The sequence below is a fragment of the Pantoea vagans genome (assembly GCF_001506165.1).
Taxonomy (GTDB): Bacteria; Pseudomonadota; Gammaproteobacteria; order Enterobacterales; family Enterobacteriaceae; genus Pantoea; species Pantoea vagans_C.
In genome coordinates, this window is record NZ_CP011427.1 from 274943 (window position 1) to 300549 (window position 25607).

General features: G+C 54.1%; 24 protein-coding genes. 14 read left to right on the plus strand and 10 right to left on the minus strand.

The annotated features are described in order from the left end of the window. The 3 genes from rnr to LK04_RS01385 all read left to right on the plus strand — a co-directional run bounded on the left by rnr (position 1) and on the right by LK04_RS01385 (position 5013). Positions 1-2448, plus strand: coding sequence for a ribonuclease R (gene rnr / locus LK04_RS01375; RefSeq protein ID WP_039331525.1), 2448 nt, complete (start codon positions 1-3; stop codon positions 2446-2448). 112 nt (positions 2449-2560) lie between these two features. Beyond that, positions 2561-3295, plus strand: a complete 735-nt coding sequence (rlmB, locus tag LK04_RS01380) for a 23S rRNA (guanosine(2251)-2'-O)-methyltransferase RlmB (protein WP_039331523.1) — start codon at positions 2561-2563, stop codon at positions 3293-3295. A gap of 89 nt (positions 3296-3384) precedes the next feature. Next, positions 3385-5013, plus strand: coding sequence for an isovaleryl-CoA dehydrogenase (locus LK04_RS01385; RefSeq protein ID WP_039331521.1), 1629 nt, complete (start codon positions 3385-3387; stop codon positions 5011-5013). On the opposite strand, the gene bsmA is transcribed toward LK04_RS01385, so the two are convergent. Both bsmA and LK04_RS01395 read right to left on the minus strand, forming a co-directional pair. Then, positions 4987-5313, minus strand: a complete 327-nt coding sequence (bsmA, locus tag LK04_RS01390; RefSeq protein ID WP_039331520.1) for a biofilm peroxide resistance protein BsmA — start codon at positions 5311-5313, stop codon at positions 4987-4989. The genes LK04_RS01385 and bsmA overlap by 27 nt on opposite strands. Positions 5314-5369: 56 nt before the next feature. Then, positions 5370-7301: a methyl-accepting chemotaxis protein gene (locus LK04_RS01395; protein WP_039331519.1), complete on the minus strand. Its 1932-nt coding sequence runs from the start codon at positions 7299-7301 to the stop codon at positions 5370-5372. A gap of 159 nt (positions 7302-7460) precedes the next feature. Between LK04_RS01395 and yjfP the strand changes: the two genes are divergently transcribed. Continuing rightward, the gene (gene yjfP, locus LK04_RS01400) at positions 7461-8210 is read left to right on the plus strand and encodes an esterase (protein WP_039331518.1); all 750 of its coding nucleotides are present in this window, start codon (positions 7461-7463) and stop codon (positions 8208-8210) included. A gap of 48 nt (positions 8211-8258) precedes the next feature. Here the strand turns inward: yjfP and LK04_RS01405 are convergent, their stop codons facing one another. Then, positions 8259-8465: a hypothetical protein gene (locus LK04_RS01405; RefSeq protein WP_039331517.1), complete on the minus strand. Its 207-nt coding sequence runs from the start codon at positions 8463-8465 to the stop codon at positions 8259-8261. A 384-nt stretch (positions 8466-8849) separates the two neighbouring features. Here LK04_RS01405 and rpsF point away from each other — a divergent pair, with 384 nt between their 5' ends. From rpsF to rplI, 4 genes are read left to right on the plus strand one after another with little or no spacing between them, the layout of a single operon-like run. After that, positions 8850-9245 carry a 30S ribosomal protein S6 gene (gene rpsF / locus LK04_RS01410; RefSeq protein WP_034829324.1) on the plus strand — a complete coding sequence of 132 codons (396 nt, stop codon included), beginning with the start codon at positions 8850-8852 and terminating at the stop codon, positions 9243-9245. A gap of 6 nt (positions 9246-9251) precedes the next feature. Next, the gene (priB, locus tag LK04_RS19925) at positions 9252-9569 is read left to right on the plus strand and encodes a primosomal replication protein N (protein WP_071885715.1); all 318 of its coding nucleotides are present in this window, start codon (positions 9252-9254) and stop codon (positions 9567-9569) included. Between the two features lie 4 nt (positions 9570-9573). Next, positions 9574-9801, plus strand: a complete 228-nt coding sequence (gene rpsR / locus LK04_RS01420) for a 30S ribosomal protein S18 (RefSeq protein ID WP_002210155.1) — start codon at positions 9574-9576, stop codon at positions 9799-9801. Positions 9802-9840: 39 nt separating this feature from the next. Continuing rightward, the gene (rplI, locus tag LK04_RS01425; RefSeq protein WP_039331442.1) at positions 9841-10290 is read left to right on the plus strand and encodes a 50S ribosomal protein L9; all 450 of its coding nucleotides are present in this window, start codon (positions 9841-9843) and stop codon (positions 10288-10290) included. A 63-nt stretch (positions 10291-10353) separates the two neighbouring features. On the opposite strand, the gene LK04_RS01430 is transcribed toward rplI, so the two are convergent. Then, on the minus strand, positions 10354-11010 hold the full coding sequence (locus tag LK04_RS01430) for a LysM-like peptidoglycan-binding domain-containing protein (protein WP_156138058.1): 657 nt from the start codon (positions 11008-11010) through the stop codon (positions 10354-10356). Between the two features lie 214 nt (positions 11011-11224). Here LK04_RS01430 and fklB point away from each other — a divergent pair, with 214 nt between their 5' ends. Further along, positions 11225-11845 carry an FKBP-type peptidyl-prolyl cis-trans isomerase gene (gene fklB / locus LK04_RS01435; protein ID WP_039331436.1) on the plus strand — a complete coding sequence of 207 codons (621 nt, stop codon included), beginning with the start codon at positions 11225-11227 and terminating at the stop codon, positions 11843-11845. A gap of 78 nt (positions 11846-11923) precedes the next feature. Here the strand turns inward: fklB and LK04_RS01440 are convergent, their stop codons facing one another. Beyond that, positions 11924-13873, minus strand: coding sequence for a bifunctional 2',3'-cyclic-nucleotide 2'-phosphodiesterase/3'-nucleotidase (locus LK04_RS01440; RefSeq protein WP_039331433.1), 1950 nt, complete (start codon positions 13871-13873; stop codon positions 11924-11926). Between the two features lie 292 nt (positions 13874-14165). Between LK04_RS01440 and cysQ the strand changes: the two genes are divergently transcribed. Further along, positions 14166-14912 (plus strand): 3'(2'),5'-bisphosphate nucleotidase CysQ, encoded by a 747-nt coding sequence (gene cysQ, locus LK04_RS01445; RefSeq protein ID WP_039331431.1) that lies wholly within the window; start codon positions 14166-14168, stop codon positions 14910-14912. A gap of 69 nt (positions 14913-14981) precedes the next feature. Here the strand turns inward: cysQ and LK04_RS01450 are convergent, their stop codons facing one another. Next, on the minus strand, positions 14982-15536 hold the full coding sequence (locus LK04_RS01450) for a YtfJ family protein (protein ID WP_039331428.1): 555 nt from the start codon (positions 15534-15536) through the stop codon (positions 14982-14984). A 313-nt stretch (positions 15537-15849) separates the two neighbouring features. On the opposite strand from LK04_RS01450, the gene LK04_RS01455 reads away from it, so the two are divergent. Then, a complete protein-coding gene (locus LK04_RS01455; protein WP_031280153.1) occupies positions 15850-16056 on the plus strand; it encodes a DUF1107 domain-containing protein in 207 nt (68 codons plus the stop codon). 82 nt (positions 16057-16138) lie between these two features. On the opposite strand, the gene LK04_RS01460 is transcribed toward LK04_RS01455, so the two are convergent. Continuing rightward, the gene (locus LK04_RS01460; protein ID WP_039331425.1) at positions 16139-17476 is read right to left on the minus strand and encodes a hemolysin family protein; all 1338 of its coding nucleotides are present in this window, start codon (positions 17474-17476) and stop codon (positions 16139-16141) included. 449 nt (positions 17477-17925) lie between these two features. On the opposite strand from LK04_RS01460, the gene tamA reads away from it, so the two are divergent. The 3 genes from tamA to LK04_RS01475 are packed head-to-tail and all read left to right on the plus strand — an operon-like array spanning position 17926 to position 23788. Further along, positions 17926-19665 (plus strand): autotransporter assembly complex protein TamA, encoded by a 1740-nt coding sequence (gene tamA, locus LK04_RS01465; RefSeq protein WP_038644462.1) that lies wholly within the window; start codon positions 17926-17928, stop codon positions 19663-19665. Then, positions 19662-23432 (plus strand): autotransporter assembly complex protein TamB, encoded by a 3771-nt coding sequence (tamB, locus tag LK04_RS01470; protein ID WP_039331422.1) that lies wholly within the window; start codon positions 19662-19664, stop codon positions 23430-23432. The genes tamA and tamB overlap by 4 nt, the downstream gene beginning before the upstream one ends. A gap of 2 nt (positions 23433-23434) precedes the next feature. After that, positions 23435-23788, plus strand: a complete 354-nt coding sequence (locus tag LK04_RS01475) for a gamma-glutamylcyclotransferase family protein (RefSeq protein ID WP_039331420.1) — start codon at positions 23435-23437, stop codon at positions 23786-23788. Between the two features lie 98 nt (positions 23789-23886). Here the strand turns inward: LK04_RS01475 and ppa are convergent, their stop codons facing one another. The 3 genes from ppa to LK04_RS01490 all read right to left on the minus strand — a co-directional run bounded on the left by ppa (position 23887) and on the right by LK04_RS01490 (position 25452). Next, positions 23887-24417: an inorganic diphosphatase gene (gene ppa / locus LK04_RS01480; protein ID WP_039331418.1), complete on the minus strand. Its 531-nt coding sequence runs from the start codon at positions 24415-24417 to the stop codon at positions 23887-23889. Between the two features lie 100 nt (positions 24418-24517). Further along, complete coding sequence (locus tag LK04_RS01485; protein WP_038644476.1) at positions 24518-24967, minus strand: DUF441 domain-containing protein; 450 nt, start codon at positions 24965-24967, stop codon at positions 24518-24520. A gap of 71 nt (positions 24968-25038) precedes the next feature. Next, positions 25039-25452 carry a lysozyme inhibitor LprI family protein gene (locus LK04_RS01490; protein ID WP_039331415.1) on the minus strand — a complete coding sequence of 138 codons (414 nt, stop codon included), beginning with the start codon at positions 25450-25452 and terminating at the stop codon, positions 25039-25041. Positions 25453-25607: the final 155 nt, after the last annotated feature.

A 25607-nucleotide genomic window follows, 5' to 3' on the forward strand; every position in this document is an offset into this window, starting at 1 on the left:
ATGTCAAAAGATCCTTTTCAGGATAGAGAAGCAGAAAAGTACGACAACCCCATTCCCAGCCGCGAATTCATTCTGGCGCTGTTAGAGAAGCGCGAAAAGCCGGCTAACCGCGATGAAATCGCTCAGGAATTGAAGATCACCAGCGAAGAGCAGCTCGAAGCGCTGCGTCGTCGTCTGCGCGCCATGGAGCGCGATGGTCAGCTGGTGTTTACCCGTCGTCAGTGTTACGCCCTGCCAGAACGCCTTGATTTACTGCGTGGGAAAGTGATTGGTCATCGTGATGGCTATGGTTTCTTGCGTGTTGAAGGCCAAAAAGATGATTTCTACCTGTCGGCTGAGCAGATGAAGTTCTGCCTGCACGGTGATGTGATCCTGGCGCAGCCGGGAAGTGCCGATCGTAAAGGGCGTCGTGAGGCGCGCGTCGTGCGCGTGCTGGAACCGCGCAACAGCCAGATTGTTGGCCGCTACTTCACCGATGCCGGTACAGGCTTTGTGGTGCCGGATGACAGCCGCCTGAGCTTTGACATCCTTATTCCACAAGAAGACACCCTCAATGCGCGCATGGGTTCGGTGGTGGTGGTCGAGATCGTCCAGCGCTCAACCCGCCGCAGCAAGGCTATCGGTAAGGTTACCGAAATTCTCGGTGATAACATGGGAACCGGGCTGGCCGTGGATATGGCGCTGCGCACCCATGAAATTCCGCACACCTGGCCAGAAGAAGTAGAGAAAGAGATTTCGAAGCTGAAGGAAGAGGTACCGGAAGCCGCCAAAAAAGGCCGCGTGGACCTGCGTGAACTGCCGTTGGTGACTATCGATGGTGAAGACGCACGTGACTTTGATGATGCAGTATATTGCGAGAAAAAACGCGGTGGCGGCTGGCGTCTCTGGGTCGCGATTGCAGATGTGAGTTATTACGTGCGTCCGGGCACGGCACTGGATACCGAAGCGCATCAGCGTGGTACCTCCGTGTACTTCCCATCGCAGGTGGTACCGATGCTGCCAGAGATCCTCTCAAACGGCCTTTGCTCATTGAACCCACAGGTGGATCGGTTGTGCATGGTGTGTGAGATGACCATCTCTTCCAGCGGCAAACTGACCGGTTACAAGCACTACGAAGCGGTGATGAACTCCCACGCGCGTCTGACCTACAACAAAGTGTGGAGCATTCTGCAGGGTAATCAGGAGCTGCGTGAGCAGTATGCTTCTCAGGTTAAGCACCTGGAAGAACTGCATGACATGTATGAAGTGCTGGAAACGGCACGTGAGCAACGTGGTGGTATCTCCTTCGAAACCGAAGAAGCCAAGTTTATTTTCAATGCGGAACGTCGTATTGAGCGCGTTGAACGCACCGTGCGCAATGATGCCCATAAGCTGATCGAAGAGTGCATGATCCTCGCGAATATCGCGTCTGCACGCTTCGTTGAAAAGAACCAGGAACCTTCGCTGTTCCGCGATCACGATCGTCCAACCGAAGACAGCATCAAAAGCTTCCGTACCGTGTTGAATGAGCTGGGCTTGAGCCTGCCTGGTGGTGCAAAACCGCAGCCTATCGATTATGCCGATTTGCTGAAGCAGGTGGCCGATCGCCCTGATGCGGAAATGCTGCAAACCATGCTGCTGCGTTCGATGAAGCAAGCGGTGTACGATCCGGAAAACCGTGGCCACTTTGGTCTGGCACTGCAGTCTTATGCGCACTTCACCTCGCCGATTCGTCGTTATCCGGACTTGTTACTGCATCGCGCCATTAAGTACCTGCTGGCGAAAGAGCAGGGCACCCTGAACGGGAACACCACGCCGACCGGTGGTTATCACTACGATATGCAGCAGATGTTGCAGCTCGGCCAGCACTGTTCAATGACCGAGCGTCGTGCCGATGAAGCCACGCGCGATGTCGCTGACTGGCTGAAATGTGACTTCATGCAGGATCAGGTGGGCAATGTCTTTAACGGTGTGATCTCCAGTGTCACCGGTTTTGGCTTCTTCGTCCGCCTCAACGATCTGTTTATCGATGGTCTGGTGCATGTGTCTACGCTGGATAACGATTACTACCGCTTCGATCCTATCGGCCAGCGCCTGATTGGCGAATCGGGTGGCCGCACCTATCGCCTTGGCGATGCGGTGGAAGTTCGCGTGGATGCGGTGCATATGGATGAGCGTAAAATTGATTTCGCGCTGATCTCCAGCAAGCGCGTGCCACGCGGCGAAGGTAAAACCGAACGTGAGCGTGAGAAGCGTGGCGGTAAGCCGCCGGCTAAGCGCCGTCGTGATGCGGGCAAGAAGGGGACTTTTGAACCTGATGCTGCATTCCGTGGCGAGAAGAAAAAGTCTGTGGCTGCTGAAAAACCGGCTAAAACTGAGAAAAAAGGCAAAAAAGTCTCAGAGAAAACCCGTAAAATCGCCGCCGCCACTAAGGCAAAGCGTGCGACGAAAAAATCCAGCGAAGCCTGATGAAGCTGCCATTAACGGCAGCTCATATTCGTAGCGGCGCAATTTATTGCGCAATGATTCGCGCCGCTACACACGATTATTCAACGATATACATCCAACCTTGAGCAAAGTAATGAGCGAAATAATTTTTGGTATTCATTCCGTGCAGGCACTGCTGGAACGTGATCCTCAGCGTTTCCAGGAAGTCTTTATTCTCAAAGGCCGTGACGATCGTCGCCTGCAGCCGCTGATTGCCGCACTGGAAGCTCAGGGGATCGTGATTCAGGTCGCTAACCGCCAATGGCTGGACAGCCAGGTTGAAGGCGGTGTGCACCAGGGGATTGTGGCGCGCGTGAAGCAGGGTAAAAACTATCAGGAAGGCGATCTGCCGGATCTGCTGCAGAGCCTCGATAAACCGTTTCTACTGGTACTGGATGGCGTTACCGATCCCCACAACCTCGGCGCGTGCCTGCGTAGCGCAGATGCGGCTGGCGTACACGCCGTCATCGTACCGAAAGACCGTGCTGCACCGCTGAATGCGACGGCGAAAAAAGTGGCCAGCGGCGCGGCAGAAAACGTACCGTTGATTCGCGTCACTAATCTGGCACGTACCCTGCGCTTGCTGCAGGAATACAACATTTGGGTGGTCGGTACGGCAGGTGAAGCCGATCATACGGTGTATCAAAGCAAAATGACCGGCCCCATGGCGCTGGTGATGGGCGCGGAAGGGGAAGGGATGCGCCGTCTGACGCGTGAACACTGCGATGAACTGATCAGCATTCCTATGGCAGGCAGCGTCTCATCATTGAACGTATCTGTTGCCACTGGCGTGTGCTTGTTCGAAGCGGTGCGTCAGCGCCTGGCGTGATCCTCGCCGCAAAAGTGTTTTTGTACCAGGCATAACTGTGCATCACCCTCATACTTGAACCATGCGTTCAATGAGGGGGATGCAATATTATGCCTTGGACCACCCACAACGTTTTCAATCAACCACCGCCACTCAGTAACAGTAACCTGTTCACCCATGATATTGCGCTTTGCGAGGCCTTGACCCGCGAAGGCGCGGGCTGGGATCGCGAATGGCTCGCCTCCGTTGGGCTGCAACTTGGCAGCGCTGAATCTCTCGAATTAGGCCGACTGGCTAATGCGTACCCGCCCGAACTGCTCCGTTACGATGCCCGTGGTGAGCGGCTTGATGAAGTGCGTTTTCATCCCGCCTGGCATTTGCTGATGCAAGGACTTTGCGCCAGCCGCCTGCACAATCTCAGCTGGCAACCTGACGTACAGCCCAATGCCATGGTGGCGCGCGCGGCTCGCTTCATTTTGCATGCTCAGGTTGAAGCCGGATCGCTTTGTCCGGTCACCATGACGCATGCCGCCATCCCGCTACTGCAAAATTATTTGCCGCAGCCCTATGCCGACTGGCACGACGCCCTGCTCAGCGATCGCTATGACGCCCATCACGTGGCGGGCAATAAAAAGCGCGGTCTGTTGATCGGTATGGGGATGACAGAAAAACAGGGTGGTACCGATGTGTTGAGCAACACGACACACGCTGAACCGCTTGGTGTGCGTGGGCCTGGCGAGCCTTATCGTATCACCGGGCATAAATGGTTCTTCTCGGTGCCACAAAGTGATGCACACCTGATCCTGGCGCAGACAGCGCAAGGGCTGAGCTGTTTCTTTTTGCCACGACTGCTGCCGGATGGCATGCGAAATGCCATCCGCATCGAGCGATTAAAAGAGAAGCTGGGAAACCGTTCCAACGCCAGCGCCGAAGTCGAGTTTCAGGATGCCATTGGCTGGTTGATGGGAGAAGAGGGTGAGGGTGTGCGGCTGATCCTGAAAATGGGCAGTATGACGCGATTTGACTGTGCGCTGGGCAGCCATGGTCAGATGCGTCGCGCCTTATCCATTGCCTTGCACCACGCACAGCAGCGCCAGGTAATGGGCAAAAACCTCAGTGACCAGCCGTTGATGCGCAGCGTGCTGGCGCAGCAGGCGCTACAACTGGAAGGGCAAACTGCACTGCTGCTGCGTCTGGCACGCGCCTGGTCAACCCCCGCCAGTGAGCATGAACGTTTATATGCACGGCTGTTTACCCCTGCAGCCAAATTTGGCATCTGCAAGGCGGGCATCCCCTTTGTGGCGGAAGCCATGGAGGTTTTGGGAGGCATCGGCTATTGCGAAGAGAGCGAACTGCCGCGCCTCTATCGCGAAATGCCGGTGAACAGCATTTGGGAGGGTTCAGGCAATGTGATGTGTCTGGATGTGATGCGTGTGATGGGGCGGCATGCGGATGTGTTAACTATGCTGGATGATGAGTTCGATGCGGTGAAAGGGATCAACCGTCATTTTGATCGCCGCTGGCGTCAGCTCCGGTTGCTGCTACCCCATGCCCGGGAGGGGGTTGCGCGCGAAGTGACCCAAACGTTATTGCAGCTGGCAAGCGCAGCCATTTTGCTCAAAGTGGCAGAACCGCCACTCGCCGATAGTTGGTGCGGCCAGCATCTGGATATGCGTGGCCGACGCGGACTGAGTGACGATCTCTGCAGCCGCTTACTGCTGCGAGCCAGTGCCCGTTGATGGGGCGCCAAAGAGAATCGCAGTACCGTACCAAAAACCAGGCAGGGTGGTTTCATCAAGCATCAGGATTTGGTAGTACACCGCTCCAGCCTGATTGGCGCGCGCGGCCAGTGCTCGTTGGGCATCATCTGGCGAGCCACGTGTAGTGACGGTGATATTGCCGAGCTTACGCAAGCCGTAACTTTGTGCGCGGGTGATTTCCTGCGCGTGGCTGGTGGGCGGCGGCGGTGCTTTGGGTGTGGTTTTGAAAGCGGAACAGCCACTCAGCACCAGACACACTGCCAGTAAAAGGCGACGCATAACACACTCCAGAAAGAGGAAGATGGCTCAAGTTTATGCCATCTTCCCTTTTCATATCAGTCCTTCAAATGAAAAAGACTCACCAACTGTGTCAGATGGCGACCTTGTTGATTCAGCGTATGCGCAGTGGTCTCGGATTGGGTGATCATATCGCTGCTCTGGTGCGTGGCTTGACCAATATGGTTCATCGCCAGATTGACCTGACCAATGCCCGCCGCCTGCTCTTGTGCAGCAATATTGATTTCCCCCATCAACGCTTTCACCTGCTCAATATGGCTGACGATGTGCTGCATGGCGTCACGTGTTTGCTCTGACAGCGTGTGTCCCGCCGCGACTTTGTTGATGGAGGTCGCAATCAAAGTATCGATCTCTTTTGCGGCCGTGGCGCTGCGTTGGGCCAGTGCCCGAACTTCGGCGGCGACCACCGCAAAACCTTTGCCATGTTCTCCGGCGCGTGCGGCTTCAACAGCGGCGTTGAGCGCCAGGATATTGGTCTGGAAAGCTATGGATTCAATGACGTGCGTGATATCTGCGATGCTTTGTGATGCGACACGAATCTCAGACATGGTCTCCACGGAACGCGCCACGGTGGCCCCACCCTGATCGACAGTGCTGGCTGCTTCACCCACCAGTGCCAGTGCCTGACGCACGTTCGCCGCGGTTTGCGCCACGGTCGCACCAAACTGCTCCATGCTGGCCGAGGTTTCCTCTACGCTGCTGGCCTGGCGACCAATCTGCTCGCTGATGCTGGAACTGCTGGCGGCGATGGTATCGGTGCCGTGGTTGATATCGCGGGCGGCACTGCGCACCTGGCTGACCACTTTTTCCAGCCCGTCGCCAATGCCATTAATCGCCGCCACCAGTTGGCCCACTTCATCGCGGCGCGAGGAGTCGATATGCGCCTGTAAATTACCCGCAGCGTATTGCTCGGCCAGATGAATCACCTGCTGTAGCGGACGCGTAATAGCACGACGGCTGTACCACATAAAGCCGACGGCGAAAGCGATCACCAACACCAGACCAATGACAATGAACAGGTTGCGGCTTTGCGTGATAGGCGCGAGCAAACTGGCACGACTGACCTCTCCGGCAATAATCCAGTTCCAGCCTGGCAGCTGTTGCCACGCCAGCAGTTTGGTTTCACCTTCCAGTTCAATACTCAGCAACCCTTTTGGCTGGGTTAACAGCTGCTGCTGCACTGATGTATCCCAGCGCGGTAATTTGCCCTCTGCCTGACGGTCAAACAGATATTGCCCTTGCGCACTGCCCGGTGCACCGTTCAGCACAAAGAAGCTGCCGCTGTCGCCCAGATGGCGTGCCAGCACTTTGTCGCGCATCAGCGCATACTGCGCATCGATTTGCACCCCAACGAACAGGATGGCGATCACCGCACCGCTCTCATCCTGTACCGGTTGATACTGTGTGATATAGCGATGACCAAACAATGTCGCCAGTCCACGATACACCTGCCCCTGATTAATACTGCGCCATGCGGTACTGCTGCGATCCAGCTTGGTGCCCACTGCACGATTGCCATCCTCCTTTTTCAGAGAGGTGGCGACACGGATGTAATCTTCGCCATCGCGCACAAAAATGGTCGTCACCGCGCCTGTGCGTTCCAGAAAATCATCCACGGCAATTTGATCGAGATTGAGGGTTTTCAACCCAGCACGCAGGGTGGGGGTGCTGAACTCGCCCACTTGAATACGCGCGTTTTCATCACGGCTAAAGCGCTTGGGCAGGAAACTCTGGAACAGTTTGGTGTAATTCGCCACTTCCTCTGACAGTGTGGCGTTAAACATGGTGGCCATTTCATTAATGCCCAGCACCTGATTTTGCATGTCATCGGTGGCCAGCTGCTCCAGTTGACGCGCGGCGTTATGGCTCAGGGTGAGGGTCAAGGTCAACAGCACAATCGCCACGCTTAAAGACGTCAATACAGACAGCTTAATTCCGAGACCCATGGCGCTGAGAGAGAGACGCTTCATAAAGTACCTATTAAAGAATAATGGAGAGGTACAAGATCAACGGCAAATCTGGCAAAAGGTTTAGTACGGAAATTATTCTGATTAAATGTGAAGTTGCTCGCGTTTTGCTGCTCAGCACTTACACTGTGACGGGTGATAATCATTCTCAACGGAGGCGGTATGATTGAGTTGGCGACGGAGAACCTGGCAGGAATTGAGTGTATTCACGCGTCACCGGCCGGGCAACGGCATGCGCGTTTACCTACCATCCTGTTTTATCACGGCTTTACCTCATCTAAAGAAGTGTACAGCTACTTCGCGGTGGCGCTGGCGCAGGCCGGTTTTCGCGTCATCATGCCGGATGCCGATATGCACGGATCGCGCTATAACGGGGATACCGAAATGCGCATGACGCATTTTTGGGAGATCCTTAAACAGAACATCGATGAAGTGCCGACACTGGAAGCGGCATTGCGTGAGAACGATTGGGTCGCCGATGAGCGCTTTGCCGTTGCAGGCGCATCAATGGGAGGGATGACTGCATTAGGCGCGATGGCACGTTATCCGCAGATCCACAGCGTCGCCTGTATGATGGGGTCGGGTTACTTTATGCAGCTGAGCCACACGCTATTCCCTCCGCTGGTGGCCCGTACGCCGGAACAGAAAGAGACCTTTGCCGCGCGTCTTGCGCCGCTGGCACCTTACGATCCCAGTCAGCAACTGGAGAAACTGGCGCACCGTCCGCTATTGCTGTGGCACGGTGAAGCCGATGAAGTGGTGCCATTCGCCGAGACGGTAAGGCTAGAGAAAGCGCTGCGCGACGCCCAGTTGGATGGGAAAATGACTTATCTCTCCGAAAAGCAGATCGGCCACAAAATTACGCCATCAGCCCTGACTGCGCTGGTGAGTTTTTTCAAACATCATCTGTAGAAACAACTCGGGCTGGCACAAGAGGCCAGCCCGTTACGTCGTCCGATTTTAAAGCTGTGAAGACAGGCGTTCTGCTGCACTGGTATTCGCACTGACCGGGTTGCTGCCAGGCGTATCCAGCCGGTTGACGTAGACATAGCCTGAAGCCGCATTGCTGCTGTTACTTCTCATCTGCTGCGCATAGTCAGCGGAGCTGGCAAAAGCGGGTGGAGACAGGAAGAGACCCAGTAAAGTGGCGAAAATGATGGTTTTCATATTCGACTCCTCACTCCAGGGATTGCACTCTCAGACGCCGCGAATAAGCCAAACCGTTGCGCCTGTAAATAGTTTAGTTGTTTGTCACATTGATGCCAGATCGTCCCATTGAACGCCACCATCAGCAATTTTGAACAATCCCTCGCTAACCTGCTGAATCACAATCCTTAGCACAAAAGGTGCCCTCGACTGGCACACACTCTGCGATTTGATGAATTGTGCGCTTGAGTTATCCCTGCAACGTCAGTATGATTACGCGTCAATTTTTCAGCTGCATTCAGAGGTGTGTTTCATTTTAAATGATTCACAACCTATAACGTTCCTTGCTTCCGTGGGCCGCAGCTGACCCTGACAGGAGGCTGAATAATCCGTAAGGAGCTATCGATGCGTCATTACGAAATCGTATTTATGGTCCATCCTGACCAGAGCGAACAGGTTCCAGGTATGATCGAGCGTTACACTGGTGCTATCACCGGTGCACAGGGCACGATTCACCGTCTGGAAGACTGGGGCCGCCGTCAGCTGGCTTACCCAATCAACAAACTGCACAAAGCACACTATGTTCTGCTGAACGTAGAAGCTCCGCAGGAAGTGATTGACGAGCTGGAAACTAACTTCCGCTTCAACGACGCCGTTATCCGCAGCATGGTTATGCGCGTTAAGCACGCGGTAACTGAAGCATCTCCGATGGTTAAAGCGAAAGATGAGCGTCGTGACCGTCGCGAAGACTTCGCTAACGAATCATCAGATGACTCAGATGCTGGGGATTCTGAAGAGTAATCCGACATGACGGCAAATCGACTGCGCCTGTCAGGCACTGTGTGCAAGACGCCAGTTCGAAAAATCAGTCCGTCAGGGATTCCTCACTGCCAGTTCGTGCTTGAGCACCGTTCTGTGCAGGAGGAAGCCGGTTTTCACCGGCAAGCCTGGTGTCAGATGCCGGTGATTATCAGCGGCAGCACCCATCAGGTGATTACTCAACATATAACGGTCGGTACGCAACTCGTTCTCGAAGGTTTCATTAGCTGCCATCAGGCACGCAATGGTCAAAGTAGAGTCGTGTTACATGCCGAGCAGATTGAATTGATAGATTCTGGAGACTAGCCAAATGGCACGTTATTTCCGTCGTCGCAAATTCTGCCGTTTCACCGCGGAAGGCGTTGTAGAGATTGATTACAAAGATATCGCTACACTGAAAAACTACATTACCGAAAGCGGTAAAATTGTCCCGAGCCGTATCACCGGTACTCGTGCAAAATACCAGCGTCAGCTCGCTCGTTGCATCAAGCGCGCTCGCTACCTGTCCCTGCTGCCATACACTGATCGTCATCAGTAATTGGTAGTTGTCCATTAACGACTTTAAGAGGATAAGGTAATGCAAGTTATTCTGCTTGATAAAGTAGCAAACCTGGGCAGCCTGGGTGATCAGGTTAACGTTAAAGCGGGCTACGCTCGTAACTTCCTGGTTCCACAGGGTAAAGCTGTTCCTGCTACCAAGAAAAACGTTGAGTTCTTCGAAGCGCGTCGCGCTGAACTGGAAGCCAAACTGGCTGACGTTCTGGCTGCTGCTAACGCACGTGCAGAGAAAATCAATGCACTGGGCACCGTTACCATCGCGTCTAAATCAGGCGACGAAGGTAAACTGTTCGGTTCTATCGGTACCCGCGACATCGCTGACGCTGTAACTGCAGCTGGCGTTGAAGTGTCTAAGAGCGAAGTGCGTCTGCCAAACGGCGTTCTGCGTTCTACCGGTGAGCACGAGATTGACTTCCAGGTTCATAGCGAAGTGTTCGCTAAACTGGTTGTGAATGTAGTGGCTGAGTAATTATTACTTGGTAACTGGTTATGCGAAAACGCCGGCTTCTGCCGGCGTTTTTGTTTCTGCGGTTTACTGGGCGCGAATAAAACTGCCGTCCGGCTGGCGAGTAAATAACACCGGACCGTTGCTGCTATCTACCGTCAATCCCGTCACCACACCTTGTGCATTCTGACGAATCTTCACCTGCTGGCCATTTTTCAGCGCGCTGAGCGGCTGATCGTTACCCTCTACGCGAGCCATCGCGAACACATCATTCACCGGTAAATTGTTGTCCCGGAATAGTTGAGCCAGCGTCTGACCAGATGTCACGGTATAACTGTGCCATTCGCCTTGGGAGTCGGCTTTTGGCGTGGCATTCTGCGGCTGTTTGTTGTCATAAATCTCGGCCTGCAGCGGCACCTCTTTGCTGCTGTTATCGGCGGGGTGTTCAATCGGATATTGTGGCGTGCTGCTCGGCCAGAGAAACGCCAGTAACAGTACCAGCAGGGCGATAACAATGCCGCGACGATGGAAGGCCGGGAGCGGGTCCATCCAACGCACATTATCCAGCAGATGCCAGACGCGCAGCAGCACGGCAGGAACGCGGGAAGGGGTATCAGAAGCCATTCGTGAATCCTCCTCGCTGGCGGCCTTGCGCTTAATTTGCGGCAGCCAACGTTGCAACCTCGGTAAAGTAAAAGCACGCGGTGCGCGCGTCCTGCGACGTCGTGGGGCGATCTGGCCCATGTATTCTCTCTTTCTTAGCGCTGTACAGCAAAAACCTTGTCACAGCTATAGTATGGGCAATGCGGGCGCGAAGTGCCTGCCAGCATTGAAAAATTTGACCTGTATATTGTTTCTCTTTCGCTGAGAAATGTCATCTCTGCCGCAGCAGATTTTACGCCAGCCGCCCGCGCTGTTATGCTGCCGTTTCTAATTTATTCGGGATTAAGGAATCAAAATGACCACCCCTTCATTTGACAGCGTCGAATCACAGGCAAGTTACGGTATCGGTTTACAGGTAGGCCAGCAGTTGCAGGAATCTGGACTGCAAGGTTTGCAGCCGGAAGCACTGCTCGCGGGCCTGCGCGACGCGCTGGAAGGGAACTCACCGGCTGTGCCTGTTGACGTGGTACATCGTGCGCTGCGTGAAGTCCATGAGCGTGCTGAAGGCGTGCGTCGTGAGCGTGTTGAAGCCATGGCAGCAGAAGGCCAGAAATTCCTTGAGCAGAATGCGCAGCGCGAAGGCGTAAGCAGCACCGAAACCGGTTTGCAGTTCAGCGTGATCACCCAAGGTGATGGCCCAATCCCTTCGCGTCAGGATCGTGTACGCGTTCACTACACCGGTAAACTGATCGATGGTTCTGTTTTCGACAGCTCAGTTGCACGTGGCGAGCCGGCTGAATTCCCGGTCAGCGGCGTTATTGCTGGCTGGATTGAAGCGCTGACCCTGATGCCAGTTGGCTCTAAGTGGGAGCTGGTGATTCCACAAAACCTCGCCTACGGCGAGCGCGGTGCTGGCGCCTCTATCCCGCCATTCAGCACCCTGATTTTTGAAGTTGAGCTGCTGGAAATTCTGTAATTTTCACCCTGCTTCAGCGTTATTGTAGGAGCGCACCTTGATGCGCCCTTGGGCGGCCTGATGGCCGCCCAAACAGAACTAATCATTCTTCTGCAAATTCACCTGCCAGAGCGCAAAGCCAATCTCATCACTCCCCACCGCTTTCATCGGGTAATCAGCGTACTGCTCAATAAACTGCGTGGCTTTTTCGCCCGGTGCGGTTTCAAAGCGGATATCCAGTGGCGTGTCACTGTGAATGGGCGCTAAACGCCAGTTGTGATCGGCTTGCGGTTTCACCTCACCGTGCGCTTTGGTTTCGCTACTGATATAAGCCGCAACCACGGAACGGTTCTCATCAGGCGAAGCAAACGCGACATACTTATCACCGGTTCCGGCAAACTTACCGCCATAAGCCCGATAGTTGTTGGTAGCAACGAGGAAAGTGGCATTCGGATCGATAGGCTTGCCCTGCCATGTCAGATCCTTGATACGTGAAGCCTGTTTGTTGATCAACGTGCATTCCCCGTCATAGCGCGCCGGTTGCGTCACATCGATTTGATAATCCACGCCATCAATCACATCAAAGTTGTAGGTGCGAAAATCCCAGTTAATCAGCGACTGCGGCTTGCTGCTGTGCGGGTCAATCTGATTAAACTGCGCGGCTGAACACTCCAGCCACTCGCTCACTTGCGCACCGCTGACTTTCATCACCACCAGGGTGTTGGGGTAGAGATAAAGGTCGGCGGCATTACGGAAGGTGAGTTCACCTTTCTCCACCTCGGTATAGCTGGCTGGATCGTTCTTGCGACCGCCGGCTTTAAACGGAGCAGCAGCAGACAGCACCGGTAGGCGGCCTAAATCGGGATCGCCCTGAATAAAGTGCTCAACATAGGCACGCTGCGCATTGTTCACGATCTGTACCGTGGGGTCGTCCTGCACCAGCGACAGATAGCTGTACATCACGTCGGCGGATTTCCCGATGGGCTTGGCCACAAATTCACGCGTGGCACGGTGATCTTGTTCCAGCACCTTCACCAGGTCGGCATCTTCCGTCGCCAGTGATTTCTTCGCGACCGGATCGTAAATCGGACGCGCCTCCGCTTTACCCTGCGTGACCTGCCATTTTCCGCCCTCGTTGTTCAGCACCAAATCGACCACACCGAGATGATCGCCCCACATGCCTGGCATCACTGATGGAATACCGTTAAGGGTGCCCTGCGCAATATCAGCGCCTTTAATGGCGGCGAACTCTTTGCTGGGGAACACCGCATGCGCATGACCAAACATAATGGCGTTAATGCCCGGCACCTGGCTGAGGTAGTAGACCGAATTTTCTGCCATGGCGTGATAGGGTTCACTGCTTAAACCGGAGTGCGGTATAGCGATGATTATTTCAGCACCTTTTGCGCGCATTTCCGGCACATAGCGCTTCGCTGTTTCCGTAATGTCATCAACACGGACTTTTCCCTGCAGATTGTTACGGTCCCACACCATAATCTGCGGCGGTACGAAGCCGATATAGCCAATTTTTAACCGATGTACCTGGCCGCTGCGGTCTGTGACCTGCGTTTCCTTGATTAAATAGGGTGTAAACAGCGGTTTTCCGCTCTTTTCATCGATAATGTTGGCGTTAACGTAAGGAAAACGTGCACCGGCAATCGCTTTTTGCAGATAGGGCAAGCCATAGTTAAATTCGTGATTACCCAGGTTACCGACGGTGTAATCCAGCGTGTTCATCGCTTTATAAACGGGGTGGACATCGCCCTGTTTCAGCCCCTTAGCGGCCATGTAATCACCCAGCGGGCTGCCTTGAATGATGTCTCCGTTATCAACCAGCACGCTGTTTTTCGCTTCCGCCCGCGCTTGTTGAATCAAGGTTGCGGTGCGCACCAGGCCAAACTTCTCGGTCGGTGTGTCTTTGTAGTAGTCGAAATCCATCATATTACTGTGCAGATCGGTGGTTTCCAGAATGCGCAGATCTACGGTAGCGGCCTGTACCGTGGCCGCTGTAACACACAGCGCCAGTAACGACATGCTCGCTTTGAACATGGCTTGCTCCTTGTTTTATGAATAGGCCTCTCAAAATAATGTAAAACAATGACGAATTATCATTTCAATTTGTGATGTAACCCGGACTTTTGCACAGTTTCCGCCGTGCGTCTCAGCCATAAACCTATTCAGCATCGCGCCATAGCCGCGGTCAGTGAACTATGGTATTGATAATCATATAGATTGCCGTAGCCGACAGTACAGCCGCCGAGGGTTGAGGCACAACTGCTAAACTGTGTAGAGGTGGGCTGTAAATGTCTGACAGGCAGAATCAGCGGATAAGAGGTGGAAAATGTTAGATAAAATTTGCCAGCTGGCGCGTGAAGCGGGCGATGCAATTATGCAGGTGTACGATGGTGCACAGCCGATGGATGTCACACGCAAATCGGATGATTCCCCCGTCACCGCCGCCGATCTCGCGGCACATAAAGTGATTATTGATGGGCTTGCCCGGCTGTCGCCCGAGATCCCGGTGCTGTCAGAAGAAGATCCGCCAGTCTGGGCGGAGCGTCAGCACTGGCAAAAGTATTGGTTGGTCGATCCGCTGGATGGAACCAAAGAGTTTATTAAGCGTAATGGTGAATTTACCGTCAACATTGCCCTGATCGACAACGGCAAGCCGGTGCTGGGCGTGGTCTACGCGCCGGCTCTGGGCGTCATGTACTTCGCTGCGGAAGGTAAAGCCTGGAAAGAAGAGGGCGGTCATAAAACGCAGATTCAGGTACGCGAAGCGCGTCCATTACTGGTGGTGGTGAGCCGTTCGCACTTTGATAAAGATGAAGAGCTGAAAGAGTATCTGACGCAGCTAGGCGAGCATCAAACCACGGCGATTGGTTCATCGCTGAAGTTTTGCCTGGTGGCTGAGGGGAAAGCGCAGCTTTATCCGCGCTTTGGGCCGACTAACATCTGGGATACCGGCGCGGGCCACGCGGTGGCGATTGCTGCTGGGGCACACGTGCATGACTGGCAGGGTAAAACGCTGGACTATGCACCGCGTGAATCTTTCCTGAACCCGGGGTTCCGCGTTTCGCTGTTTTAATTCCTGGTGCGCATGAATGCGCACCTTACGTAAACCTTGTAGGGTCGCCATTTAGGGCGACCTTTGTTTTTATTGCAACAACTCACGGATCAACGTCATCGCCTGCTGCACTTCATCCTGCGTCAATGCGCCCTCTTTGGCGTAACGCACATGGCCGGTTTTATCCAACACCACAATGGCAGAGCCGCCTTTCTCCAACTGCCAGACTTTACGTACGTTGCCATTGCTGTCGACGATAAACTGCGACCACGGATATTGCTGCTTATTGCTCTCAATGCTGCTGCGCACAAACATGCCGGTACCGGGAATGGCATCGTCGGTATTGACGATGGTGGTGGTCTGATAACGATCGTGCGGGAATTTCGCGGCTTTAATCGCTTCAATCAACGCGGCATTCTGCTCTTTAGCCGACGAGCGCCCGGCAATATGTAAGATGACTCGCACTTTTCCACTCAGCTGCGCGCTATTCCACGGCTGGTAGCTAAACTTATCTTGTTGATAAAGCAGCTCACCTCTGTCACTCACGCCAACCGGCGGGACGCGGTCGCCCAGCTTCAACGCGTGGGCTGAGACGAGCCCCGGTAACAACAGTGCCAGTGCTATTAAAGAATGTGCCAAACGCATGTTGATGCTCCTTAGTGATCCGACCAGTTATTCATGTTTCTGCAATATTAGGCGTGGATGATGCGCCTGTCGCGATGAGTTAACAGCTTTGCAACCCACGCCACAATTCCTTAATGAGTGAAGGTTTATACTGTGTTTTGTGAACGGCATAACAGAGTGTTCTGTAATGATGTGTCAATTCAGTAAAAAATTCACTTTTTCGGAACATACGTAACGCAGGGTGTTCTATAGTTATGCCTCATTTGCGCTTCATGGGCTCGTACCGAATTTGGCAACGGCGAAGCGTATTCCATCTGTTCAGGAGTTAGACAGCATGAAAATCTTCCAGCGCTATAATCCGCTGCAAATTGCGAAATATGTAAAGACGCTATTTAAAGGAAGGTTGTACATCAAGGATGTTGGCGCGTTTGAGTTTGATAAAGGCAAAGTGATGTTGCCACGCGTCAAAGATAAGCAGCATCTCAGCGTGATGTCAGAAATCAATCGCCAGGTGTTGCGACTGCAAGCCGAGTACAATTAAGCAACAAAAAGAAAGGGCGCCATGAAGTCAGGCGCCCTGTAGCGGCGCGATTTATCGCGCCTTGTTTTTTCAGCTCATCACCCTACGGTGACTCAAGCTCATCCGTCGCACTCTTAGTGACATTCAGCACTGGCGGTCGGTCGTCAATACGCGTGACCAGCAACTGGTCGATGCGGTAACTGTCGATATCCACTACTTCAAACTTATAGCCTGAGAACTTCACGAAATCGGTGCGTTTCGGGATTTTACGCAGCATATACATCATAAAGCCGCCGATGGTTTCATAGTTACCGGACTGCGGGAAATCATCAATATCCAGCACGCGCATCACGTCATCAATTGGTGTGCCGCCTTCGACCAGCCATGAATTTTCATCACGCGCGACAATCTGCTCTTCCTGACCCTGGCCCACCAAATCGCCCATTAAGGTGGTCATCACATCGTTCAGGGTGATGATACCTACCACCAACGCGTATTCGTTCATGATCACCGCGAAGTCTTCACCGGCGGTTTTAAAACTTTCCAGCGCTTCGGAGAGGGTCAGTGTGTCCGGCACAATCAACGCGGAGCGGATCTGCACGCCGCTGCTGAGCGTCATACTCTGGTTACCCAGCACACGCAGCAGCAGCTCTTTGGAATCCACATAACCGACGATGTGATCGATGTCGCCGTCACACACCAGGAATTTAGAGTGCGGATGTTCAGCGATTTTGGTTTTCAGGCTGTTTTCATCTTCATGCAGATCAAACCAGACGATGTTCTCGCGGGATGTCATAGAAGAGGGCACGGTGCGCGATTCCAGCTCAAACACGTTCTCGATCAGTTCGTGCTCCTGCTTACGCAGTACCCCCGCCAGTGCGCCCGCTTCCACCACCGCATAGATATCATCCGAGGTGATGTCGTCTTTGCGCACCATCGGTAATTTGAAGATGCGGAAGAACACGTTCGCCAGACCGTTAAACAGCCACACCAGCGGACGCATGATCAGCAAGCAGAAGCGCATTGGATTGATGATGCGCAATGCCACCGCTTCCGGCGCAATCATCCCCACGCGTTTAGGTGTTAAATCTGCGAACAGGATGAACAGGCTGGTGACAACGGTGAACGAGCAGATAAAGCTCAACTGATCGGCCAGTTCGGGAGACATGAAACGGCTAAACAGGCTGCTGAAGGCGGGTGAGAACGCGGCATCACCGACAATACCGCCAAGGATCGCCACCGCGTTCAGGCCAATCTGCACCACGGTGAAGAACATGCCAGGTTGTTCCTGCATTTTCAGCACGCGCTGGGCATTAATGTTGCCTTCATCGGCCAGTAGTTTAAGTTTGATTTTACGGGCAGCCGCCAGCGAAATCTCTGAAAGAGAAAAGAATGAGCTGATCACAATCAGTAAAAGAATGACAAGTAAGCTATCGAGCATAAAAGATCCGTTGGGTTAATCACTTGTCATTTTTGGCCTGGGCAGCGCGGGCGTACATCCAGTACTCACCCGTGATACAGGGCTATCCGTGCCAAAAATGTCTGCGCCATTTCGACAAGGAACGTTAGCGTCGGGGCAGAAAGGAAAGCAGGTCATGCCTGCTGGGTGCTGATTATAGCAGCAGCGCTTATCATGCCGCCAGAGGCGCGCATCGAAGGCCAGGATTAATCCGAGTGCACCGCTGTCAGGCACAGAACTGCGGCTTCGTTGTTGTATCGGCCCCGCCATTTACCGACAATAGGAAATGATTTGGCTTAGTGACCATTTTTCCTCAGCTATGCGCCGAAAAGAGCGGCTATGCTGATGGGTAAGCGAGTGGTGGTGATAGCCTCCTATGAGCATTAACGCCCCTGCGGAATTAGGGGCAGGCATTATTAACAGGAGTAAACGTGCCACGATTGCATATTTATTGTCTGGCCAGCCTGTTGCTTGCTGCGCCTGCCGTTGAGGCAGCGAAAGTGCGCTTGCAGCTTGAAGGATTAACCGGGGATTTACAGAAGAACGTCAGGGCGCGCTTGTCCACCATTGGTACGGACGAGGTGTCGAGCGACGGGCGTTTCCAGGCGCGTGTTTCGCAGGCGATCAAAGAAGGTTTGCGTGCGCTGGGTTACTACGAACCCGAGATCGATTTTGAGTCCCGTCCTGCTCCGCCGCAGGGTGGTAGACCGGTGTTGATTGCTCATGTGAAACCGGGTGAGCCAGTGAAGATCGGCGGTAGCCACATCGTGGTCGAGGGCGCCGCTAAAAATGATGATGATTACAAAGCCTGGGTGAAACAGGGCACGCCGAAAGTCGGCACCCAACTGAATCACGGCGAATACGATAAATTTAAAAACGGCTTCTCCAGCCTGGCACTGCGTAATGGTTACTTCGACGGTGACTTTAAGCAAAGCCAGCTTGGCGTTTCGGTCGAAAGACGCGAAGCTTTCTGGGACATCGATTACGACAGCGGTCCACGCTACCGTTTTGGCGATGTCAGCTTCCAGGGCTCGCAAATCAACGAAGCCTATCTGCGTAATCTGGTGCCGTTTAAAAAAGGCGATCCCTATAGCTCGCGTGATTTAGCGGAGCTGAACCGTCGTTTATCCGCCACGGGCTGGTTTAACTCGGTGGTGGTGGCCCCGGAATTTGATAAAGGTCGCCAGACCAAAGTGCTGCCGCTCAATGCAGCCGTCTCGCCGCGCGTGGAAAACACCATTGAAGCCGGTGTGGGCTATTCCACCGACGTCGGGCCACGTTTGAAAGGCACCTGGAAAAAGCCGTGGATCAACAGCAGTGGCCACAGCCTGACCGCCAGCTCCTATATTTCTGCTCCCGAACAGCAGTTGGACCTCAGCTATAAAGTGCCGCTGTTAAAAAGCCCGCTGGAACAGTACTACACCTTCTCCGGCGGCCTGAAGCGCACCGATCTCAACGATACCAAAGCCGATACCACCACGCTGGGCGTCTCCCGCAACTGGGACAGCAGCTCCGGCTGGCAGCGCGCGGTTAATCTGAAATGGAGTCTCGACCACTTTACCCAAGGTAGCGTCACCAACACCACGATGCTGCTCTATCCGGGCGTGAGTTTGAGCCGCACGCGTTCGCGCGGTGGCCTGATGCCCACCTGGGGCGACTCGCAGCGTTACTCGGTGGATGTCTCTGATACCACCTGGGGTTCGGATGTTGACTTCCTGATCCTGCAGGCGCAAAACGTCTGGATCCGCATGCTGGGCGAGAAAAACCGCTTTGTGGTACGTGGCAATCTCGGCTGGATCGAAACCAACGACTTCGACAAAGTCCCGCCGGATCTGCGCTTCTTCGCCGGTGGCGATCGCAGTATTCGCGGCTACAAATACAAAGATGTCTCGCCGCGTGACAGCGACGGCAAATTGACCGGGGCCTCCAAAATGGCCACCGGCTCGCTGGAGTATCAATACAACGTGACCGGCAAATGGTGGGGCGCGGTGTTTGTCGATTCCGGTGAAGCGGTGAATGACATCAAACAGAGTGATTTCAAAACCGGCGCGGGTGTCGGCGTGCGCTGGGCTTCTCCTGTGGGGCCGATCAAATTCGATATCGCACGTCCAATTGGCGATGACAAGGAACACGGTTTGCAATTCTATGTAGGACTGGGGCCTGAACTATGAAGCTGTGGAAAAAGGTCCTGATTGGATTCGGTATTTTTCTGGTGGTGCTGTTTGGCAGCGTGGCGTTTCTGATTGGCACTACGCCGGGATTGCATCTGTTACTCAAAGGCGCCGATCGTTGGGTGCCGGGTTTATCGATTAACAAAGTCGAAGGCGGCTGGCGTGATCTCACGCTGAGCGGCGTGAAATATGAGATGCCAGGCGTGAGTGTCGACGCGGGGCGCTTCCACCTGGCGCTGAATCTCAATTGCCTGCTGCACTCCTCAGTCTGTGTCAACGACATTGGCTTGCAGGACGTCAGCGTGGTGGTCGATAGCAAGAAAATGGCCCCGGCCGCTGCTCCGCCTCCGCAAGAAGAAAGCGGTAGCACCAACCTGAGTACGCCATATCCGATCACCCTGAACAAAGTTGGCCTGCATAACATCAACGTCAAAGTGGATGATACGGCGATCTCGCTGTTGGATTTCACCACCGGCCTGAACTGGCAGGGCCGTGCGCTGACGTTAACGCCGACGCATATCCAAAGCCTGCTGATTGCGCTGCCGAAAGCGGCGAAAGTGGTCGATGAGCAAGTGGTGCAGCCAAAAGTGCAGCAGCCGCAGCCAGATGAAAAGCCGCTGGGTGAAACCCTGCAAGAGATGTTTGCCAAACCGCTGCTGCCAGAATTGCCAGATTTCCAACTGCCGTTGGATATCACCGTACAGGAACTGCTTGGCGAGCAGTTGCGCCTGACCGGTGACACTGATGTCTCCATCACGCGTCTGTTGCTGAAAGCCAAAACCGCCGATCGCCATCTGCAACTGGAAACCTTTGATGTCGATTCACCGCAAGGGCAGGTTAACGCCAGCGGTGACGCGCAGCTGGCCGATAACTGGCCAGTGAACTTCACTCTCAATGGTTCCCTGAATCTTGACCCTATCAAGGGTGAGAAGATCAAAATGAACCTCAGCGGGGCGATGCGTGAAGAACTCAAGCTGGGGCTGAATCTCTCCGGACCGGTGCAGGCACAGCTGGATGCCGCTGCACAACCGGCGGTGGCCGGGTTACCGCTGTCGCTCAAACTCACCAGTCCGCAACTGCGCTGGCCGTTGACTGGCCCGGTGCAGTATCAGGCCGATAACCTCGATTATCAGTTCAGAGGCAAAGCCACTGACTATGTGATGTCGCTGCGCACCGCCGTGAAGGGTGAAGGCGTGCCGCCTGCCACTCTGGCGCTGGACGGTAAAGGCAATGTGCAGCAGTTCAATCTTGATAAGCTGCGTATCGCGGCGCTACAGGGCAACGTGGATTTGACGGCGCTGGTGGACTGGAGCAAAGCCATCAGCTGGCGCAGTGAACTGACGCTGTCGGGTATCAACACTGCCAAACAGTATCCAGACTGGCCTGCCAAACTCGACGGCAAAATTGCCACGCGTGGCAGCCTGTATGGCGGTAGCTGGCAGCTCAGCGTGCCGCAGCTGGAGCTGAAGGGCAACGTGAAGCAGAACCTGGTCAGCGCGAAAGGTTCGCTCACCGGCAACAGCTACAACCAGTGGAAAATCCCCGGTATCAACATTGCGCTGGGCCGCAACCATCTGGATGTGAAGGGTGAACTGGGCGATGCACTCAATCTGGATGCCAACATTGATGCGCCGCAGCTGGACAACGCGCTGCCAGGCCTCGGTGGGGTGGCGAAAGGCACAGTAAAAGCGCGAGGAACCTTGAAGGCGCCGCAATTACTGGCGGACCTGACGGCAACCGGCTTACGCTGGCAGCAGTTGCATATTCAACGCGTGGCGCTGCAAGGTGATGTGAAATCCAGCGAGCAGATTGCCGGTAAGCTGCAACTGCGCGTCGAGCAACTGCAACAGGATGCGCTGAAGATCAACCTGCTGACGCTGAATGCCGACGGCAACGAGAAACAGCATCAGCTGAAGCTGAACGTACAAGGCGAGCCGGTTTCTGGTCAGTTGGCACTGAACGGCAGCTTTGATCGTCAAACCCAACGCTGGCAGGGCAATCTCAACAATACCCACTTTGACACGCCGGTGGGTGAATGGCGTCTGACGCGCGCCATGGCGATTGATTATCTCAACAGCAAGCAGACTGCGACTATCGGGCCTCACTGTTGGCAGAACCCGAATGCACAAGTCTGCGTCCCAGAACCGATTGAAGCAGGGCCAAGCGGTCATGCCCATGTGGTACTCAATCGCTTCGATTTGGCGATGATCAAACCCTTCCTCACCGATGCCACCAAGCTTAACGGCGTATTCAGCGGTGATGCGCGGGTGAACTGGACCGCCGATGGCGCGCTGCCTACTGGCACCGTATCGCTCAAAGGCAACGGGGTGAAAATGGAGCAGGATGTGCAGGGCAACACGCTGCCAATTGCTTTCGATACGCTCAACCTCAATGCGGCGATGCGTAATGGACGGGCACAACTCGACTGGCTGATCCACATCGTTAACAACGGTCAGTTGAGCGGTAACGTGCAGATTGCCGATCCGCAAAACCGCCGATTGCTGTCAGGGAACGTGGGCATCAGCAATCTGTCACTGGCGATGTTCAACCCGGCGTTGATGCAGGGTGAGAAGATCAAAGGCAATCTCAACAGCAATCTGCGTCTGGGCGGTTCGTTGCAGCAGCCGCAGGTGTTTGGCCAGTTGGGATTGAGCGATGTGAATGTGCAGGCCAGCTTTATGCCGGTTTCGCTCACCTCCGCCAACCTGAATATGGTGTTTAACGGCATGAGCTCCACGCTCAACGGCCTGTTGCAAACCACGCAGGGCAACCTGAACCTGGGTGGTAATGCCGACTGGAGCCAACTGGATAACTGGCGTGCCCGTGTGACAGCCCAGGGCAGCCGTATCCGCGTAACGGTGCCGCCGATGGTACGTATGGATGTATCACCGGATCTGGTATTCGAGGCCACGCCAGCCGCGTTTAATCTTGATGGCAAGGTTGATATTCCCTGGGCGCGTATCACGGTGCAGGAAGTGCCAGAGAGCGCTACCGGTGTCTCTTCCGATGAGGTGATGCTGGATAAAGATCTGAAACCGATACAGCCGAAGACGGCGGCGATTCCGATCAACAGCAACCTGGTGATCCACGTTGGCAACGATGTGCGCCTCTCTGCTTTTGGTCTGAAAGCTAAACTGAACGGCGACCTCAAACTGGTGCAGGATAAAAACGGCCTGGGCCTGAACGGGCAAATCAATATTCCGGATGGCCGTTTCCACGCCTATGGACAGGATTTGATTGTGCGCAAAGGGGAGCTGCAGTTTGCTGGACCACCGGATCAGCCGTATGTGAATCTGGAGGCGATACGTAATCCAGAGGCAACCGAAGATGATGTCACGGCTGGCATCCGTGTCACCGGCTTAGCGGATGAACCGAAAGTGGAGGTGTTCTCTGACCCGGCAATGTCGCAACAGGAAGCACTTTCTTACCTGTTACGCGGCCAGGGACTGAGCAGTGACGGTGACAGCAATGCATTAACTTCAGCACTTGTAGGGTTAGGGGTTGCACAAAGTGGTCAGGTTATGGGTAAAATCGGCGAGACATTCGGCGTAAGTAACCTTGCCCTTGATACCACCGGCGTGGGCGACAGCCAGCAGGTGCAGGTGAGTGGTTATGTACTGCCGGGTCTACAAGTAAAATACGGTGTCGGCATATTTGATTCACTGGCGACTTTAACCTTGCGTTATCGCCTGATGCCCAAACTCTATTTAGAAGCCGTGTCGGGTCTCGATCAGGCACTGGATTTGCTCTATCAGTTTGAGTTTTAGCAATGCGAATAATTGTCTACGGCAGTTTACGGCGCAAACAGGGAAACAGTCATTGGATGACGAATGCGCAATGGCTCGGCGACCATCAGATTGAAGGGTTCGATCTCTACAATCTGGGGCACTATCCGGGCGTGGTTGAGGGTGAGGGCAAGGTCTGTTGCGAGGTTTATCGCATCGATGCCAGCACGCTCGGCGAACTTGATGCCTTGCGCACCAAGAATGGCGAATACAAACGCCAACTTATCCAGACGCCTTACGGCAGTGCCTGGCTGTATGTGTATCAGCGTTCGATAGCTGGTCGCACCCGCATCGCGAGTGGTGACTGGCTAAAACGCGACGAGGATACCGAGGCATAAATAAAAACACCGTCCAATGGACGGTGTTTTTTTATCATCCGATCGTGGCATGTGCACCCTACATTGTAGGGTGCGCATTCATGCGCACCAGGACTCGATTATTTCTTCTGAGCGCGCTCGAAAGAAGAGATGATTTCAGCTTTGGCCGCTTCTGCGTTGTCCCAGCCGTCAACCTTCACCCATTTGCCTTTTTCCAGGTCTTTGTAGTGCTCGAAGAAGTGGGTGATCTGCGCTTTCAGCAGTTCTGGCAGGTCGTTCACATCTTTGATGTGATCGTATTCTTTGCTCAGTTTGGTGTGCGGAACCGCAACCAGTTTGGCATCTTCACCAGACTCGTCGGTCATTTTCAGCACGCCAACTGGACGGCAGCGAATCACAGAACCCGGCACCAGTGGATACGGGGTTGGCACCAGCACGTCAACCGGATCACCATCCAGAGACAGGGTGTGGTTGATGTAACCGTAGTTGCACGGATAGAACATGGCGGTAGACATGAAACGGTCTACAAACAGGGCGCCAGACTCTTTGTCCACTTCATATTTGATCGGATCGGCGTTCGCTGGGATCTCGATAACGACATAGATATCTTCTGGCAGTTCTTTACCTGCAGGCACCTGGTTCAAACTCATCTGGCTTTCCTTCATTGGTCGTATGTTGAGTGACGGCTATTATAGCCAACTGACTCTGAAAGTATGCCCCCTTTTTGGCGTTTAGGAATGCTCCAACGGCCTACTTAGCAGTGACAAACAGCGAGACAATCCCCGCAGCAATCAGTGGTCCGACCGGGACACCACGGAAAAACGCCACGCCAATCACCGTGCCGATCAACAATCCGCCAATCACCGATGGCTGCACACTCATAAAACTGACGCCACGACCGCCCAGCCAGGCAACAAACACCCCGACAATAATCGCCACGATCGATTGCCAGTTAGCAAACGACTTTAGCAGTGACGACGCGGGCAAGGTGCCACTGGCCAGCGGTGCCATTACCGCCACAGTCAGAATAATGATACCGATCTGAATGCCCTGTTTTTCCACATACGGAAAGAACTGCGACAGCGGCGTAAGTTTGATGGCGAGTAAGATCAGTATCGAGATAGTGACAGCGCTGTTGTGCACGAAATAGCTGAGAACGGCGAGGCAAACCAGAATGATGGTAGAGGCATAAGCAGCCATGATTTCTCCCTGTAGATGGATGGGTGCGCGGATCAGTGCCCGCGCTGACGTTTTTTTAACGCCCCCATTTATCAACAATCATCGGGATTGGCGCAACTGCCTTTGTTGATTGATTGCAACATTAATGCCTGATTACGCACCAGGTTGACCCCTTGTGCGCCCACGGAAAGGGCCGCCATGCTGCCCTGGCTGCTCAGGAAATAGCTGCGGCTGGCATCCATCCAGCTGTCGCGGTATGTCAGCCACGCACGCTGGGCAGTGCGTAATTTGTCTTTAGCGTCACCGGTTAATTTTTTCATTGCCTGGTTGTACTGAACATTCATCTCTTTATCCCAGGACTTATTGGCCGCGCTGTAGCACTGCGACATACCCGCGGTGGACGATTCCTTGTTCAGACACTGTTGTAGCTGCTGATCCTGCGGATGGGTTTGCGCCAGCGCCATTCCCGAGGTGCATAAACAGGCGAGTAAAAGCCATTTTTTCATCGATTTATCCTTTCATTTTTTTACGGTCAAACGTAATTCATGGTGAAGAGTAGGGGATTGCCAGCCGAATGACTATCAACTCTGGATAAAGTTTCTGTGATCAACTGCCGATAATCTCTCCGTTTTAGGGCCAGTGGAGTTCTGCCTTTTTCCAT